This is a genomic window from Labrys sp. WJW, from assembly GCF_001676615.1.
In the GTDB taxonomy this organism is placed as follows: Bacteria; Pseudomonadota; Alphaproteobacteria; order Rhizobiales; family Labraceae; genus Labrys; species Labrys sedimenti.
Map to the genome: position 1 here is coordinate 20284 of NZ_LYXZ01000010.1, position 17886 is coordinate 38169.

At 61.5% G+C, this 17886-nt stretch carries 14 protein-coding genes and 1 pseudogene; 9 read left to right on the top strand and 6 right to left on the bottom strand.

The genetic code is table 11. The features are described from left to right. Positions 1 to 79: 79 nt before the first annotated feature. Positions 80 to 820: a GntR family transcriptional regulator gene (locus BA190_RS06635; RefSeq protein WP_082979518.1), complete on the bottom strand. Its 741-nt coding sequence runs from the start codon at positions 818 to 820 to the stop codon at positions 80 to 82. 185 nt (positions 821 to 1005) lie between these two features. Between BA190_RS06635 and BA190_RS06640 the strand changes: the two genes are divergently transcribed. The 8 genes and pseudogenes from BA190_RS06640 to BA190_RS35120 form a co-directional block, all read left to right on the top strand. Further along, positions 1006 to 1923 (top strand): ABC transporter substrate-binding protein, encoded by a 918-nt coding sequence (locus BA190_RS06640; protein WP_068284480.1) that lies wholly within the window; start codon positions 1006 to 1008, stop codon positions 1921 to 1923. A 121-nt stretch (positions 1924 to 2044) separates the two neighbouring features. Next, positions 2045 to 2827, top strand: coding sequence for an SDR family NAD(P)-dependent oxidoreductase (locus BA190_RS06645; RefSeq protein ID WP_068284481.1), 783 nt, complete (start codon positions 2045 to 2047; stop codon positions 2825 to 2827). Between the two features lie 9 nt (positions 2828 to 2836). Beyond that, positions 2837 to 4045, top strand: coding sequence for an AGE family epimerase/isomerase (locus BA190_RS06650; protein WP_068284483.1), 1209 nt, complete (start codon positions 2837 to 2839; stop codon positions 4043 to 4045). Continuing rightward, complete coding sequence (gene dgoD, locus BA190_RS06655; protein ID WP_068284485.1) at positions 4042 to 5181, top strand: galactonate dehydratase; 1140 nt, start codon at positions 4042 to 4044, stop codon at positions 5179 to 5181. Before BA190_RS06650 ends, dgoD begins: the two co-directional genes overlap by 4 nt. Before the next feature lie 4 nt (positions 5182 to 5185). Next, complete coding sequence (locus tag BA190_RS06660; RefSeq protein WP_245314599.1) at positions 5186 to 5956, top strand: ATP-binding cassette domain-containing protein; 771 nt, start codon at positions 5186 to 5188, stop codon at positions 5954 to 5956. Continuing rightward, positions 5953 to 6936 (top strand): ABC transporter permease, encoded by a 984-nt coding sequence (locus BA190_RS06665; RefSeq protein WP_068284487.1) that lies wholly within the window; start codon positions 5953 to 5955, stop codon positions 6934 to 6936. Before BA190_RS06660 ends, BA190_RS06665 begins: the two co-directional genes overlap by 4 nt. Positions 6937 to 7011: 75 nt before the next feature. After that, positions 7012 to 7965: an ABC transporter substrate-binding protein gene (locus tag BA190_RS06670; protein WP_068284489.1), complete on the top strand. Its 954-nt coding sequence runs from the start codon at positions 7012 to 7014 to the stop codon at positions 7963 to 7965. Between the two features lie 175 nt (positions 7966 to 8140). Then, a pseudogene (locus BA190_RS35120) lies at positions 8141 to 8368 on the top strand (DDE-type integrase/transposase/recombinase); the annotation flags it as partial. A gap of 248 nt (positions 8369 to 8616) precedes the next feature. Here BA190_RS35120 and BA190_RS06675 read toward each other — a convergent pair. The 5 genes from BA190_RS06675 to BA190_RS06700 form a co-directional block, all read right to left on the bottom strand. Beyond that, positions 8617 to 10371 (bottom strand): ABC transporter substrate-binding protein, encoded by a 1755-nt coding sequence (locus tag BA190_RS06675; RefSeq protein WP_156771388.1) that lies wholly within the window; start codon positions 10369 to 10371, stop codon positions 8617 to 8619. Between the two features lie 293 nt (positions 10372 to 10664). Beyond that, positions 10665 to 11615: a polysaccharide deacetylase gene (locus tag BA190_RS06680; RefSeq protein ID WP_245314600.1), complete on the bottom strand. Its 951-nt coding sequence runs from the start codon at positions 11613 to 11615 to the stop codon at positions 10665 to 10667. A 78-nt stretch (positions 11616 to 11693) separates the two neighbouring features. Further along, on the bottom strand, positions 11694 to 12566 hold the full coding sequence (locus BA190_RS06685; RefSeq protein WP_068284492.1) for a carbon-nitrogen hydrolase family protein: 873 nt from the start codon (positions 12564 to 12566) through the stop codon (positions 11694 to 11696). A 376-nt stretch (positions 12567 to 12942) separates the two neighbouring features. Then, entirely contained in the window at positions 12943 to 16059 is a 3117-nt protein-coding gene (locus BA190_RS06695) for an efflux RND transporter permease subunit (RefSeq protein ID WP_068284496.1), read from the bottom strand. Continuing rightward, positions 16059 to 17171 (bottom strand): efflux RND transporter periplasmic adaptor subunit, encoded by a 1113-nt coding sequence (locus BA190_RS06700; RefSeq protein ID WP_068284498.1) that lies wholly within the window; start codon positions 17169 to 17171, stop codon positions 16059 to 16061. Before BA190_RS06700 ends, BA190_RS06695 begins: the two co-directional genes overlap by 1 nt. A gap of 86 nt (positions 17172 to 17257) precedes the next feature. Between BA190_RS06700 and BA190_RS06705 the strand changes: the two genes are divergently transcribed. Then, positions 17258 to 17836: a TetR/AcrR family transcriptional regulator gene (locus tag BA190_RS06705; RefSeq protein ID WP_068284500.1), complete on the top strand. Its 579-nt coding sequence runs from the start codon at positions 17258 to 17260 to the stop codon at positions 17834 to 17836. Positions 17837 to 17886: the final 50 nt, after the last annotated feature.

The following is a 17886-nucleotide window of genomic DNA, read 5'->3' on the forward strand; positions in this document are numbered from 1 at the left end:
CGCAGTCGCGGCCGGTGCTGATCGAGAAGTTCGACCAGGCCGCGCCGTTTCACGGATATCTCCACCGCCGGCGAGGCCCTCACCCGATCGAGCGCTGGATTTCCATGGCATATTTGGGCCGAGCGGCGATGAACTCGTCGAAATGGGCCACGAGGAATTCGAGGTGAAGGTCCATGGCCCTTGCCGCCTCATCCGGATCATTGGCCCGGATCGCTTCTATGATGGCGCGATGTTGTGCGATCAAGGTCGGCGCATGCCTGGGTTGCAGCGTCAACTTCCGCGCCCGGTCCATGTGCACCTTGATATCGGCGATGATATCCCAGACTGCGGGACGGCCCGAGGCAATTGCGATCAATTGATGCATCTCCTCGTCAAGCCGGTAGAGCTCGTCGAAATCGCTGTTCGAGGCGGCTAGTTCCTGTCGCTTGAGATTGGCGTCAAGTTCGAGCAGCGACGCGTCAGATCGCTTGACGGCAGCGAGGCGAACCACCGCGCACTCGAGAGCCGAACGTGCGAACTGGGCATCGATTACGAATTCGCGGCGGATGGGCGAAACAAATGTCCCCTGCTGGGGAATGACATCCACAAGCCCCTCGCTTTCAAGTCTCTTGAAAGCCTCGCGCACCGGCGTGCGGCTGAACCCGAATTCGGTTGACAGGCGTGTTTCCGACAGCAGATCGCCCGGCTCGAACGTCAGATCAAGTATGCGCCGCTTGATCACGGTGTAGGCCTGCCCCGCGATGGGCTCTCGGCTTTGCCGTCGGTTGAATGCCATCAGGCGCATTCCTCCTGGATCTGGAATTACAGCGATGTGACACATTCGCCCCTCGCTGTACACACGGCGTCAATTTCTCGTCCAGCTTCATCCTTACGTACTTGTATACTAGTAATCAAGCTGATATGAAGCGCTGGTCCCGCACGCGGTCCGGAAGGTATCGACGACCGCTGGCGCGACACGAAAAATCCAATAGCCGGTCCACGGCGTCATTTTGGGAGACTGAGGAAATGCTCAAGAGATTGTTGCTGGCTGCCGTCAGCTTAGCGCTCTACGCCGATGCCTCCTCGGCGGCCGAGCTCAAGAGGGTGGGCGTCACATTGGGATCGCTTGGCAATCCGTTCTTCGTGTCGCAAGGCGACGCAGCAGTGGTGGCAGCGAAAAAGATCAATCCCAAGGCCGAAGTCACCGTGCTCGCCGCCGACTACGATCTGGGCAAGCAGTTCACTCAGATCGACAATTTCATTTCTGCCGGTGTCGATTTCATCTTGTTGAACGCCGCAGATCCGCAGGCCATCGCGCCGGCCGTCAAGAAGGCCCAGGACGCAGGCATTCGCGTCATCGCCATCGGGGATATCGCCCAGGGGGCCGACGCCGTCGTGATGACGGACAACACCCAGGCCGGCACCATCGCATGCCAGTACCTGGTGGATAAGATCGGCGGCAAGGGCAAGGTCGTGATCGTCAACGGCCCGCAGGTTTCCTCGGTGGTGGCCCGTGTCAAGGGCTGCAAGGAAGTCCTGGCCAAATACCCCGACATCAAACTGCTGTCGGACGACCAGGACGCGAAGGGATCACGCGACGGCGGCCTCGCCGTGATGCAGAGCCTGCTGACGCGTTTCGACCACATCGACGGCGTGTTCACCATCAATGACCCGACGGCCATCGGTGTCGACCTTGCCGCCAAGCAGCTTGGCCGAAAGGAAATGATCATCACCTCGGTGGACGGTGCCCCCGACATCGTGGCGGCACTTCAGGCCGACACGCTGATCCAGGCCTCCGCCGCCCAGGAGCCGCAGACCATGTCGATCAAGAGTATCGAACTCGGCATGGCATTCATGGACGGCAAGAAACCGGCACAGACCACCATCCTGATCCCTTCGACACTGGTCACGCGTGACAACGCTGCCTCCCATAAGGGCTGGTAGCCACAGCGCTCCCCTCGGTGCGGAGGAGGCCGCACCGACAATTCCCTGTACGCAAGCTGTGTGAGCCCGGTTTCCGGACGGCTTGCCGCGCCGATGGCTCATCACCCCGAGGAAGAAGCGAATGCAGCGAGAATTTGAAGGCAAATGCGTCTTCATCATGGGGGGCACCACCGGCATTGGTCGCGCCGCCGCGGAACTGCTGGCGGAGCGTGGGGCCAGGGTGGCGCTGTTCGGCAGCGACGTATCGGCCGACCAGGCGAACGCCAGGCTCGATGCGCTGCCCGAAGACATTCCCGTCTTCATCGGAGACGGTTCCCAGTCGGCAGAGGTCAAGGCCGCTGTCGAAAGGACGGCGCAGCAGTTCGGCGGCCTCGATATCCTGATCAATTCGGCGGCGGTGCATCCCTATGGCACGGCACTCGAGACATTGGATCATGTCTGGGACCGCGTCATGGGCGTCAATGTCAAGAGCGCCTATCTGACGGCCCATTTCGGCTTGCCGCACCTCATCGCGCGCGGAGGCGGCGCCATCGTCAATGTCGCCTCCAACCAGGGCAGTGCCAATACCGCCAGTCTCTCGGCCTATGCCACCAGCAAAGGCGCCCTGCTCGCCTTCACACGCACGCTTGCCATCGATTTCGGCATGCACAACATCCGCGCCAACTCCGTCAGCCCCGGCCCGATCGATACTCCGCTCCTGCGCATCGCCGCTGATAAATTCGGAGAAGGTCGCGACAGACAGACAGTCTACGGCGAATGGGGCGAACGCGTACCGATCCGACGCATCGGCACGCCACGCGAAATCGCCGAGGTGATCGCCTTCCTCGCCAGCGACCGCGCCAGCTATGTGACCGGCGCTGACTATGCCGCCGACGGCGGCCTTCTCGCCAAGCTCGGTTTCTGAGGCAATGCCATGACCGATTTTCCCGATTTCCGCTCCCGTGCCTTCCTGCTCGACCATATCGACAAGGCCATGGGCTTTTATCATCCGGCTGCACTCGATCCCTCCGGCGGCTTCTACAACGTCTTCTCCAATGAAGGCGCGGTGCTCGATGCCCGCACGCGCAGCCTGGTCAGTTCCTGCCGCTTCCTCTTCATCCATGCCAACGCCTACCGCCTGTTCGGCCGCGCGGAGAATCGCGACGCGGTGCGCCACGGCCTGCGCTTCCTGCTCGAGCAGCACCGGGTGCCGCAGACCCTCGGCTATCGCTGGCAGTTCGACTTCGAGCAGGGCAAGCGCAGCGAGGAAGACAGCCGCAACATCACCTATGGCTTCAGTTTCGTGGTGCTGGCTTTCGCCACGGCCCTCAAGGCGGGTCTGCCGGAGGCGGCCGGCTGGCTGGAGGAAGCGGTGGGGGTGATGGAGCACCGGATCTACGAGCCCGCAGCCGGCCTCTATGCCGACGAAGCGAGTGCCGACTGGGCAACCATTCGCCCCTATCGCGGCCAGAACGCCAACATGCATGCCTGTGAAGCCATGCTCGCTGCCTACGAGGCCACCGGCAAGACCTGGTATCTGGACCGTGCCGACAACATCGCGCATGCCATTTCGGTCAGGCAGGCCAGCCTTGCCCCCCTCGACCAGGTCTGGGAACACTTCAAGCCGGATTGGTCGCTCGATGCCGACTACAATTTCAACGATGACGCCGACGGCTATCGCCCCTGGGGTTACCTTGCCGGCCATCAGACGGAATGGTCGAAGCTCCTCCTGATGCTCGACCGCCATCGTCCCGCCGACTGGCATGTCGAACGCGCCCGTTCGCTGTTCGACGGCGCGCTGGCTACGGTCTGGGACGAAGAGCGCGGCGGAATGCTCTATTCCTACGGGCATGACGGCAGGATCTATGACACCTCCAAGCAGCAATGGGTCCATGCCGAGACGATCGCGGCTGCGGCCCATCTGGCCGCCAAGACAGGCGATCGACGCTACTGGGATTGGTACGATCGTATCTGGCGCTTCATCTGGCAACACTTCGCCGACCATAGACACGGTGGCTGGTATCGCGCCCTGAAGGCCGACAACACCCTCGCCACGGCCGAACGCGGCATCCCCGAACCGGACTATCACAACATGGGCGCCTGCGCCGAAATCCTCACCCTCATCCATGATATCAGGCCATGAAGATCACCGCGCTCACGCCATTCGTGTGCTACAGCCCTGTCTCCGACCTCGTCTTCGTCAAGGTCGAGACCGATGAGCCCGGCATCTTCGGGTGGGGCGAATGTTCCCTGCCGAGCAAGCCCCATGGCGTGAGTGGCGCCGTTCGGGATCTCGAGAAGCTCATCCTGGGTGCCGATCCCGAACGGGTCGAATGGATCTGGCAGCGCATGTACCGCCATGCCTATTGGCGTGGTGGCCCGATCCAGACCAGCGCGCTCTCCGGCGTCGACATGGCCTTGTGGGACATTCGCGGCAAGATCCACAGCCGCTCCGTCAGTTCGCTGCTGGGCGGACCCGTCCGTGACCGCATCAAGGCTTACGCCAATCTCGGCCTGTCGACTTCGCCCGAGGAGTTCCGCGAGCGGGTCCACATTGCCCTCGGCATGGGCTTCAAGGCCGTCAAGATCTACCCCCTGCCCAATGTCGCGCCGACGGAAGGCCGAGCCGCCATCCGCCAGATTGTGGCATGCTGCGAGGCAGTCCGCGACGTTCTCGGCGACGAACTCGACTTCGCCATCGACATGCATGGCAAGCCGAGCGCTTCACTGGCCATTGCCATCGAGGCAGCCGTGCGCCACACCGGGCCGCTGTGGATCGAGGAGCCGGTACCCGCCGAATCAAACGAGGCCCTGGAGCGGCTTTCCCAGCATTCGGTCACGCCGATCGGGGTCGGCGAGAGACTGTTCACCCGCTGGGCCTTTCGACCCATCCTGGAGAATGAATGGGCTGGGATCATTCAGCCCGACGTCGCCAATGCCGGTGGCATCAGCGAAATGGTGCGCATCGCGGCGCTGGCCGAAATGTATGGCGTGACCTTCGCGCCGCACAATCCCAACGGACCCGTCCAGGCTTCCGCCAGTCTCGCCATCGCGGCTTACGCCCAGAACTTCGCCATGCTGGAAACGCGCCACACCAGCCTGGAATGGACCGGCAGGCTCAGCAGCTATGTGCCCCGCGTCGACAAGGATGGCTATCTCTCGATGCCCAGTGGCATCGGACTGGGCGTCGAGATCGACGAGGGCTTCCTCAGGAGCCAGAACACCGGCCAATGGATCCCGGAGGCCTTCCGGGCCGATGGGTCGATCGCGGATTGGTAGCGCCGTGACACAGTCCCAGCCCCTTCTCGAAGCCCGCAACGTCATCAAGCGCTTCGGCGGAATCGAAGCCTTGCGTGGTGCCGATTTCTCGATCTTTCCCGGCGAGGTCGTGGCGCTGATGGGCGACAACGGCGCCGGCAAGTCGACCCTGGTCAAGACGCTGTGCGGCGCGCTGCAGCCCACCGAGGGCGCAATCCTGTTCGAGGGCAAGCCCGTTCATTTCACGACGCCGAAGGATGCCCAGGCCGCCGGCATGGAGATGGTCTATCAGGACCTCGCCATGGCGCCGGATCTCGACGCCTCAGCCAATCTGTTCCTGGGCCGCGAAATCCCGCGCAGGGGGCTCCTCGGCCGGCTCGGCTTTCTCGACAACAGGCGCATGCGGGAGAAGACGCGTGAAGCTCTGGCCTCGATGTCGGTGCAGCTCAAGAGCATCGACGCGCCGATTTCGACCCTTTCGGGCGGCCAGCGCCAGAGCGTCGCGGTGGTGAGGGCCGTCACCTGGGCCGACAAGCTCGTGATCATGGATGAACCGACGGCTGCGCTCGGCGTGGTGCAGACCAAAGCAGTGCTCGACCTCATCCGCCGGGTGAAGGCGTCCGGGAGAGCCGTGATCATTATCAGCCACAACGTGCCCGACGTGATGGCCGTCGCAGACCGGGTCGAGGTCTTCCGCCTCGGCCGGCGTACGGCGCGCTTCGCCGGCAAGGACATGAGCATGGAAAACATCGTCGGGGCCATTACAGGCGCCATCGTCAACGAGGCACGGGCATGACCGATAGTTCCGCGCCCGCTTCCATGCGCGCCAGCGCCTTGCTGAGCGGTCCGGCCCGGATCGTGCTGATCCTGGCCCTTATCGTCGTGGCCTTCTCGATCGCCAGCTTCGATGCCTTCGCCAGCTTTGCCAATATTCGCAATGTTGGCATGGCAGCGTCCATCCTGCTGGTGATGGCGGTTGGAGCGACCTATGTCGTCACCACGGCGGGCGTCGATCTTTCCGTCGGCGCGGTGTTGGTCTTCTCGGGCGTGATCGCCGCCCAGACGATGCAATATCTCGGCGGCGAAGGATGGGGCGTGGCGCTCGCAGGCCTCGTCGCCGCCTGCCTCGCGGGCCTCGTCTGGGGCCTGATCAACGGGGTCCTCGTCGCCAAGGCCGGGATCCCCGCCCTGGTTGCGACACTCGGTACGATGGGCGCTGCCCAAGGGCTGGCCTGGATCATTGCGGGCGAAGATCTCAAGGACGTGCCCCTGGAACTCGGCGACAATGTCGGCATCGGCGACATCCACGGCATGCCGGTGCTGGTCATCATCGCGGCACTCGTGACTTTGATCGGGGGCGTCTGGCTGAGCCAAACGCGCTTCGGTCGACATACGAGGGCCATAGGCTCCAATCCGCTCGCCGCCCGTGAGATGGGTATTTCCGTCGATCGGCATCTCATCAAAGTCTACGCCCTTGCCGGCCTGCTCTCGGGTTTTGCCGGCCTGCTCTCGCTGGCTCGCTATGGATCCACCACGATCTCGGGTCACGCCACCGACAATCTCAGCGTCATCGCCGCCGTCGTCATCGGCGGCACGAGTCTCTTCGGCGGCCGCGGCAGCGTTTTCGGAACGGCGGTCGGCGTGCTCATCCCGGCCACGCTCGAAAACGGCCTGATCATGGTCAACCTCAACACCTTCTGGCGCGATGTCATGGTCGGTGTCGTGCTCGTCCTCGCCGTCTACCTCGACCAGATCGGCCGGCGGGCGGCGCGCTGAAGGTGGCCGCGGGCAAGGGCAGGTCCGCGGCTGCCCCTTTCGATTGCCCCCATAATCCCAGGGAGTTCAAAACCGATGAAACGCCTCTTCTTGCTGACTTCCGCTGCCTTGGCCAGCCTGGTCCTGACATCGGCCGCGCAGGCCGAAAATACCATCGCGTTCATTCCGGGCGTGGGCGGCGACGCCTATTACGGCTCGGTCCAATGCGGCATCGAGGCGGCCGCCAAGAAGCGTGGTGCCAAGGTTGAAACGCAGGCGCCGAAATCCTTCGATCCGGCCGCCCAGATCCCAATTCTCGAGGCGATGGTCGCCAAGAAGCCAAACGCCATCGTGATCGCCCCGACGGACGGCAAGGCTCTGTTCGGACCGCTCAAGAAGGCCGCCGATCAGGGCATCAAGATCGTGCTTGTCGACACCACGCTGGAAGACTCCTCGATCGCCGTCTCCGAGGTTTCCTCCGACAATATCGAGGCGGGCCGGGTCGCCGGCCAGGAATTGCTCAAGCTCCTGAAGGGCAAGAAGGGCTCGGTCATCACCGTCAATCTCAGCCCGGGCGTTTCAACCACGGACGATCGCGAGAAGGGGTTTGCCGAGGTGATCAAGGCGGCCGGCCTGACCTATCTCGGCCAACAATATTCCAACAACTCTGTCCAGAAAGCCGACCAGATCGTCTCGGCGACGCTGTTGTCCAACCCGGACCTGGAAGGCATCTTCTCGACGGCGGCTTTTAACACCGAGGGTGCCGTCGCCGCCCTGCGGGCAGCCAAGAAGACCAAGGACGTCGCCATCGTTGGCTTCAACGCCAACCCGCCGGGCATCGACGAACTCAAGAAGGGCCTCGTCGCCGCGCAGGTGGTCCTCAAACCGTATGACGAAGGCAAGTCGGCGGGAGAGCAGGCTTTGAACGCGCTGGAAGGCAAGACGGTCGAAAAGAAGCTGAGCACGGGCTCCACGGTTGCAACCAAGGACAACCTCAACGACCCGGCTGTCGCCAAATATGTCTACAGTTTCACTTGTCCGGTCGAATAGGCCGATCCGCGCGGACCGGGACGAGATCAATCGGTGTGGCGGATCGAGATCATCGAGTGTCGAGCTTGGGATAATCGTATTTTCCAACTCGGATTCTCTGAGATCTTGATCCGCTTCGCGCGTACGTTCCGCGAAAGCGGACATCAAGGTTCGCGGGCGGTGGATTTATCTGTACCGTGCGATCAACATTCGCAACAGCCGGTATCTCAACAATCCCATCGAGCAGGATCACCGTCGCATCAGGCGCCGCATCCGGTCGATGCTTGGCTTCAAATCAACGGCCTGTGCGGCGACGATCACGTCCGGCATCGAGATGATTCATATGATGCGCAAACGACGGGCGAGGTACGTCTTCAATCCAGCAGCGCCCCCCGCCGAGCAGTTCGAAATCCTTACTCTCTGAACTGGTCGGGGGATCAGAGAAGCCTGTTTGCAATCCAAATTTGCAGCAGAGCCCTTACCAAAGCGCCCTTGAGCAAACAAGCGTTCAGGTGTGAACGCTTGTTTACTCTAACTCTTTGGTTCGACGCGTCTTTGCGATTTGAGGCGATTCAGTCAAATCACAAAACGCTATAGCGGCTGACCGGCATAAATCTTCTCAAGGCGGATAATCTTGACGATGCCGTCGGTCGTCTTCCACCATTGAATCTTTTACTGCTGGAGCATCCAGCTCGGCTTTTGAAAACGGGAGTTCGCATAGGGATGGGGAGATAGAATATACTGCTCGCCATTGAGGATTTGAAAGATCAGATGCGCTTGGCTGATGGAAGGATCCTGGGTGTCATCAGGGAAGGCTAGGCCGACCTGGCCTTCGGCTCCAAAATAATAGGAACCGTTCACGCCACGGTGGATGGTGGAACGCAAGTCCTCGGCAACCTTTGAGAAAAGTCGCGCATTTCCTACCCGAGCCCACGCGCCAGCGAGGATGTTGATGCGGTCGTAAGCAATACCGGCATGCGATTGTCCCGGATCACGACCGAAGCGCTGTTTATAGCTGAGCGCGAACTGGCTTCCGATGCGATCGGCGTAGAGTCCCGTCGTGGTGGCCCAGACCACGCCATCGGCAAGCTGGCCAAGCTCCTGGCGATAGAGCGGGATCGAGGGACCGTAGACTTTGTAGACAAGCGCTGGCAATGGCCTTGCCATGAAGGCTCGCTGCAGCGAGATCGCATCCTCGACAAAATAGGACGCAAGCACAACGACGCTCGGATCGACCCGGTGAAGCTTGTCCATCACCGGATCCCAACTCGCGCCGTCCCGAGGAAGGTCGGTGATGACGTCGATCTGCCAGTTTTTGCCGCCCGAACCGCCGTCGACATGATCGAGGCCGATATTCAAACCAGGCCAGAAGGGTTGCAGGGCGACAATCCTTCGGTTGCGAGGCACCCACTCTCCCCTCGCCTCCAGACTGTCCAGGAATCTGCGCAGACCAATGCCGTAATTGATGTCGCTGGCGCAGACCTGAAAAATATTGCCGAGCTGCGGAAAGCCCTCGCGTACGCATTGAACGACGCTGTCCATCGTGGCGGCGTGCAGATATGGTCCCCGGAAGCTCCCGGCAAGCCTCAACAAGGCTGGATCGGCATTTGAATATCCAGCGGTAATTGCGTCGACTTCATCGTCTATCAAGGCTTCATACGCGGCAGCCAGGCAGCTCGAGGAAGTGATGTCGACATCCGCGGTCACCAATTGCAATGCCCGGCCGTTTACACCGCCGCGCATGTTCAGTTGCTCGACTGCCAATGTTGCGCCGTTCAGCATCTCCAAGGCATCGGCATTGCCACGTGCCGACAGTGAGAGCGGCATGCCAATCAGGATCGGGCGGAGTGTGGGCTGTCGCGAAGAACCCGAGGAAGAACCCGATTTCTGGGACAGGTTCTCGATGAGGCCTGTCCCGAGTGGATAGCCGTGACATCCGCCGGGAGTCGGCAATCGCAAAATACCCCGATCCGTCGCCATGCTGGCGAGGCCGGCACGCGTCCAAATCTTCGTCTTGGCGAATATGTTTTCGACATGCTTGGCGATCGTCCGGGCGCTCACGGCCAGGCGAGCGGCAATGACATCGTTGCTGAAACCTGCCGCAACCAGCGTCAGGATATCGAGCTCGCGTATGGTCAAGCCGAATACCGGCTCGCAGGCTTCGGCGCGTATTCTGGCTAAAGGGCCTTCGCGATTTTCAGCTTCGATCTTGATCCGGACCAGAAGCCATCGGCATCGTTCATCGACCCAGATAAAACCAAGCTCATCGCGATCGGAGCGCAGCAGAGCTTTGGCATACTCGATCAGACGGGTTCGCTCCTGGAGGAGAAGTCGGGCCGCCTTTCCAGTGAGCTCTTCTACAATGCCCTTGTCGTCGATATACGCGCACTCCAAGCAGGCCGTATCCCCCCTGGGGGATTGCGGCACAGCCCGCTGCCTCCCGGCGGCAGACGCCGGGCTGGTTGGCGAGGCGCTCTGGACAACTGCCGAAGTTGTCACTTGTCGGGTCCTGCTCTGAATAAGGCTTGCGTTCGCTCGTTCGTTTTCTCAGCTCAGCTGGCCGTTCGGGACATAGGCGCGTTCCCGACCGCCATTGCATGGAACATAGGGGAGGAAGGCGCCAGAGACAATCGGCCCTTCATTGGCACCACCCGCAGACCGACACACGGTGCCAACGGGAAAAGCAGGCGGGAGTGCCTTGGCGCCCCCGCCTCGGCGCATCATTTGCCTGGCCAATGATAATCGTTCGGCATCTTCTCCACGCCGCGAGCATCCGGCAACGCCATCAATCGCCGATCCTCATCGTCATCCACCCAAGCTTTGGCGATGTCCTCGCAGGTGGCGAACCAGACACCATCATGCGATTTGATATGTTCGACCAGCCGCTCGAGCATCATCATATGATGGGCCTGGCCGATGATCTGAGGGTGGAGTGCCATGGCGTAGACGCCATTCTCCTGGTTCTTGTAGGCATAGTCGAAGATGTCTCGCCAACGCCGATAGACGCTGTCGGTGTCGGACATGCCTTCCTGGTTCCCGGTATAGGCAAGGGCCGGAAAATCGTCGAGATACCAACTGACGGGAATCTCCAGCACTTTGCTGGCGGGACCAGCAATATTGCCCTTTTCCCAGCGGACCTGCCAACGCTGTGGACGATAGGGCACCAGATCGCGCGCCATCAGACTGGAGTCATAGAGAAACCCTGCCTCCTCGACGAGGTCGAGCGTGTTTTCGCTGTAGTCCCAATAGGGCGAGCGATAGCCGGTCGGCCGGATGCCAAACTGATTTTTGTAGGTCGCGAAGGCCAGATCCAGCAGGCGGCGTTCGGTATCACGCGAAATCAGTGTCGGGTTTTCGTGATAATAGCCATGGTGACCAATCTCATGGCCAGCTTCAAACACCTTCCTGCTGATTTCGGGGAAGGTGTCGACAGTATGGGCAGGCGTGAAGAACGTCGTCACCACGCCATGGCGCTTGAACAGGTCCAGGAGGCGCGGCGTGCCGACTGCTGCCCCGAACTCGCCCCGCGACATGAAGGACGGCGAGGGCCGATTAAACCCGCCGAGCCACAACGACTGGGCATCGAAATCGACACCGATGTTAACCGCGATCTTCTTGCCCTTAGGCATATCTATCTTGCCCATGAAATCCTCCCTCACGCTGCCGAGCATCAGCAACGTCAAACGCCACTAGGTCGTTTGAGCTGTTCACGATGGATGTATGAATTCGACTGGTCGGTTGGCCGACACTTACAGATGCGTCGGCCAAGCGTTGTAGAGATGAGCCAGACGTCGCCTGTCCTTATAGGTGGTGGCGGCGCCGTGCTGGCGGTTGTCATAGAGCCTGTCGATATCGACCGTGCCCGTCACCACCACTTCCCTGTTGGCCTCCGCCTGTGCGATCACGCCCGCCGGGTTGTCCCAGATGAGGTCGCATGGGCCCAGCACCGAGCTGCGGGCCCAGCCGTTCGGTAGGGGCGCACCCGGCTCCCCGCCAAGGCAGCAATGGACGAAGTACACCTGGTTCTCGATGCAGCGAGACTGCGCGCAGTGGCGAACGCGCCAAAAGCCCTGCTCGGTGAATGTGGCGGATGGGCACAGAATGATTTCAGCACCTTGTTCGGTCAGAGATGCCGAGCATTCCGGGATTTCGGCCTCGTAGCAGATGTTCACGCCGATCTTGGCAAAAGGAAGCTGGCAAATCTCCATCTTGTCGCCTTCGGAGGTCGACCAGTTTGCTTCGGCCGGAAAGATGTGCGTTTTGGCATGCTTGAAGATCGAGCCATCCGGTCCGAACAGATGGGCAATGTTCTCGAAGCGGTCGCCAACCTGCAGCAAATGCGACCCGCCAAGGATATATTGGCCGCGCCGCCGCGCCTCCTCGGCGAAGAGGGCGTTGTAGTCTTCTGTGAATTCATCGATGCGGATGAGCTCAGAAATCGGAAGCTTTTGCCAATCTTTGTATGTGGTGAACAGTTCAATCGTAAAGAGCTCTGGAAACAGAACGATATCTGAGCCATTCGCTTGATCGAGCAAGGCGCGTACACGCGATCGGAATTCTTCGAAGCCGGAAATCGGTCGGACGAGATACTGACATGCGGAGATTGTTACGTTACGTGTCAAGGGTTACCTCCCTGCGCTGCTACAGGCCGTCATTGGTTTTGCGGAGGGTGAGGCAAACGACGTCAGGCCTCCATACGCAAAAATGCGTAGGAAGGGAGGCGATGGGCCATTGGATGAATGGATCTTACCGACGAGAGGGGGATGTGGGCGGTCCAGGATTTTGGTCAGCCGCTCGACGTCGCCGGCTTCGTGGAGCATGCCACGGTTGACATAGCATTCGACCATCAGGCGCACCTCGTAGGCCGCCCATTTCGGCATGAAGCCAGCCATGCTCTGCTCGAACCCGCTGGGAGCCCACCTACCAGGAGTTGACCGGCGAGACCTCGCAAAACCTGCCGCCAGGGGGTTCAGGGCGGCCATTCCCGGCGGTCCCTTCCTATTCGGCAGCCCTTACCGTACGCAGCTTCATGCCTTCATCCAAGGGGGATGACATATCGATCTCATCTCTAGTCGGTTTGATCCGGAACCACGCCGCATAGAGGGCAGGCAGGAAGAGCAAGATCAACACCGTACCGACCGCCGTGCCGCCGATCAGCGTATAGGCCATCGATCCCCAGAAAACGGAGTGCGTGAGTGGGATGAAGGCAAGCACAGCGGCAAGGGCCGTTAGGATCACGGGCCGTGTGCGCTGCACCGTGGCTTCGATGACAGCATGATAGTCATCAAGTCCTGCCGCGCGGTTCTCCTTGATTTGTTCGGTGAGGATGAGGGTATTGCGCATCAGGATGCCGGCCAATCCAATCAGGCCGAGAATGGCGTTGAACCCGAAGGGCTGGTTGAAGACGAGCAGCGCCGGCACCACGCCGACCAGGCCGAGCGGCGCCGTCAGCAAGACCATCGCCATCATCGCGAAGGAGCGCACCTGCAGCATGATGATGATCAGCGTGGCAGCGATCATGACCGGAAAGATCTTCGCCAGCGCGGCGTTGGCCTTGCTCGCCTCCTCGATCGATCCGCCCATTTCGATGCGATAGCCGGACGGAAGGGAGGCGATCAGCGGCTGCAAGGCCTGCATGACCTGCTTGGAGACCTCCGGAGGTTGCGTGGCCTCGTTGATGTCCGAGCGGACCGTGATGACCGGCATACGATCGCGGCGCTTGAGGATCGGCTCTTCCAGACGGATTTCCGAATGCCCGATCTGGTCGAGAGGAATTGCTCGTCCGTCGCGTGTCGTGAGCGAGAAATCCGCAAGACGCGCTGGGTCCAGCCTTTCAGACCCGGCGCTCCGGGCCACGATGGGAACGTTGCGGATGTCTTCACGGACTTGCGTAACGGGAATGCCGGTGAGGAGGAACTGAAGTTGCTGGCCGACCTCCGCCGGTGACAGGCCGATGAGGTTCAGCCGATCCTGATCGGGGACGAAGCGCAGCACGGGCGTACGATTGCCCCAGTCGCGGTTTGCCTCTCGCACATCAGGTACGGTCCGCATGATTTCGAGCGCCTTTTCCGAAATAGCGTAGAGCTGCGCGGGATCGGGCCCGATGATCCGGAACTCGACCGGAAAGATCGAGGGAGGGCCGAAGACGAACTGGGTGACGCGCACATAAGCCTCGGGCGCGAGCCCCTGTGCCACTGCCTGCCGAAGCCGGCGCTTCAGGTGCTCGCGCTCCTCGGCATCCGGTGTCAGTACAACGATCTTGGCGAAGGCAGGATCCGGTAACTCGGGCGACAGCGCCAGGAAGAACCTCGGAGCACCCTGGCCGACATAACTCGTAACGATCTTGGCCTCCGGCTGTTCACGCAGCCATTGTTCGAGTTTTTCGACGGCAGCGGTGGTGGTCTCGATGCTGGTGCCTTCCGGCAGGCGAACCTCCACCAGCACCTCGGGCCGGTCGGATGTCGGGAAGAACTGTTGCTTGACAGCGCCCATGCCGAAGCCCGCAAGCAGAAATGCAACGCCGACGATGGCGCAGGTCAGGAATTTATGGCGCACGGCGGCGGCTATCAACCTTCGCAGACGCCGATAGTTCGGCGAACCGTAGATCGCATGATGGCCGCCTGCGACCGGTTTGATCTCGGGCAGCATCTTGACGCCGAGATAAGGCGTAATGGTCACTGCGACGACCCAGGAGACGACAAGAGCGAAGCCGACGACCCAGAAGATGTTGCCCGCATATTCGCCGGCCGTCGAGGGCGCGAAGCCGACCGGCAGGAAACCTGCGATCGTCACCAGTGTACCGGACAGCATCGGCGCCGCCGTGTGGCTCCAGGCATAGGCGGCCGCCTTGATGCGGTCCATGCCCTCTTCCATCTTCACCACCATCGCCTCGATGGCGATGATGGCGTCATCGACGAGAAGGCCGAGCGCCAGGATGAGCGCGCCCAGCGTGATGCGGTCGAAAAACCGGCCGGTCTCAAGCATGATGAGGAAGACGACGGCGAGCGTCAGGGGCACGGCAGCGGCGACCACGATACCGACGCGCCAACCCAGGCTGACGAGGCTCACGAGCAGCACCACACCGAGCGCCATCGCGAACTTCATCATAAACTCGTCGACCGCCGAGCTGATGTTGACGGCCTGGTCGGTCACCTTGTCGAGCGTCATGCCGAGCGGCAGGGTCCGTGCGATAGCCGCCGTCCTCTCCTCCAGCGCCTTGCCGAGTGCCAAGCCGTTCCAGCCCTCCTGCATGACCGCCGCGAGCATCACGGCGGGTTCTTCCTGATGGCGGATGAGGTAGCCGGGAGGATCCTCATAGCCACGGCGGACCGCGGCGACATCGGAAAGCTTCAGTGTTCGCCCCGCGGCGATGATCGGCGTGTCGGCGATCGCCCGGACACTGTCATAGGCACCATCGATCCGGATGAAGACCTGCGGCCCCCGCGTATCGATCGAGCCCGCCGGGGTAACGGTGTTCTGCCGCTGCAAGGCGGCAACAATGTCCCGTGCCGATACGCCGAGAGTCGCCAGCTTGGCGTAGGAGAATTCGACGAATATCTGCTCGGGACGCTCACCGAGAATATTGATCTTCTTGACACCGGGCACATGCAGAAGGTCCTGGCGGAGCACCTCGGCCTGCCGGGCCAGTTCGCGCATCGGCATGCCCTTGGCCTTGAGCGCATAGAGCGCGAAGCTCACGTCCGAATACTCGTCATTGACGAAGGGGCCGTAGACGCCGGAGGGCAGGTTGCGGGCTTCGTCTGCAAGCTTCTTGCGCGCCTGGTAGAACTCCTCCTGCACGGCGGATGGCGGTGTGCTGTCCTTCAGCGTGACCGTCATATAGGCGTAGCCCGGCCGCGTGGTCGTCTCGACCCGATCGTACCAGGTCAGTTCCTGAATCCGCTTCTCCAACGGCTCCGTGACGAGATCCTGCATCTCGCGCGCCGTTGCGCCCGGCCATGCCGTCGTGACCGTGAGGGTCTTGATGGTAAAGTTCGGGTCCTCCGCCCGTCCCAGCATGAGGAAAGCGTAGGCACCGCCGGCCACCAGTAGCAGAATGGAGAACAAGGTGACCGCCCGCTCGCGAACGGCGATCGCGGAAAGATTGAGGCTCATCAGTTGCCTCCATTTTGAGAAGCGGTGCGGACGCGAACGCCTTCCTGCAGAAGATGAGCGCCGAGCGAAACGACCGGATCCCCCGAGTTCACTCCTGAGATCGTGGCGGTTTCACTGGTCACCCGCACAAGCTTGACAGGGCGAAAGTGCACGGTCGAAGTGGCACGGTCCAAGACCCAGACACCAGTCTTGCTGCCATCATCGAGCACGGCACCAAGCGGCACCTCGGCTTCCGGCTGGCTCGCCTGGCTTGCAAGCCGAACGGTTACCGTCGCGCCGAGTGGTGCGGAAGCGGCCTCGCCGTCGAGCACATAACGGGCCTCGTAGGTGCGGGTCAGGGCATCGGCTGCATCGGACAACTGCCGCAGATGGGCGGCATAGCGCCTTCCATCGGCTCCATACAAGCCCGCCTCGGCCACCGAGCCGATCGCCGGCCGGATTGTTTCGGGGAGTGCCACCACGGCTTCGCGAGGGCCGGCCTCTGCGATCCGGACCACAGCCTGGCCGGCAGATACGACCTGTCCTGGCTCGCCCAGTGTTTCGATCACCATCCCATCCGCATCTGCGACCAGTACGGAGTAGGTCGCCTCGTTCTCTGCAACCTTCGCTTCCGCTTCTGCCGCAGCCAGCTGGGCCGTGGCTGTGTCCAACGCCGCCTTCGCCTGTTCGTAACGCTGCGGGGTCGTGGCCAGTCCGCTCTTCACAAGCGCCGCATACCGTTTCTCGTCCGCACTTGCCTGAACCAACACCGCGCGTGCTGCCGCAACAGCGTTGCGCTTTGCTGTCAATGCAAGGCGAAGGTCCGTTTCGTCGATCCGCATCAGAGGCTGACCGGCCTTCACCTGCTGTCCTGTATTTACCAGCCGTTCCAGGATTTTGCCGGCAACGCGAAAACCGAGATTGCTCTGCACCCTGGCACCGATGAGACCGGTAAAGCTGCGCTCGCTGTCGACCATGGCGCCTGCCGCCGTCACCCTGACCAGAGGCGGCTCCTGCCGCGGGTCGATCTCGGCCGAAGCCTGGTGAGGACGTGCGACAAGCACGAAGAACCCGGCCGCGGCGACTGCTGCGATCAGGGCGCCTCCTCCCAGCAGAATGGGTTTGAGTTTCATGTCCGTGCCCTCATCGAGAGATAGATTGCATTCGACATCTATAAGTGATATAGATTTCGAATGCAATCTAAATGCGAGGATCAACGATGCGGGTAAGTCGCGTTCAAGCCGAGGAAAACCGCCAAGCCGTGATCAATGCGTCCGGTCGCCTCTTCCGCGAGCACGGCTTCGACGGCATCGGGCTCAAGGACCTGATGAAGGGCGCAGGGCTGACACAAGGCGCCTTTTACAAGCAGTTCGCATCGAAGGAAGACCTAGCGGCACAAGCGTCCAAACGAGCGATGGAGAGTGCCGCGCAATTATGGGCCGCCGCAACTGCGGCAAACCCCGACGACCCGCTCGGCACCGTGCTCGGATTTTACCTCAGCATGGAGCATCGCCAGGAGAAGATGGATGGCTGTCCGATTGCGGCGCTGGGCTCCGATGCTGCCAGGCAGAGCAGCACGGTGAAGGAAGCATTCGAAACAGGAATAAGGGCCTATCTCGAAACGCTCGGCACCATGATTTCCGTCACGCCGGGCGAGGAAACCAATGGCAAGGCAATGGCCATTCTTTCCACGATGCTCGGTGCATTGATGCTGTCTCGCGTGGTCAACGATCCCGAGCTGGCACAAGGCTTTCTGACTGCGGCTGAGCGTCAGATCCGCGAAGTCGTCGCCAGTTAAACGATGACGGAGACCGCTGAACCGGCCGCTTCCCTAGAAATCATCCAACA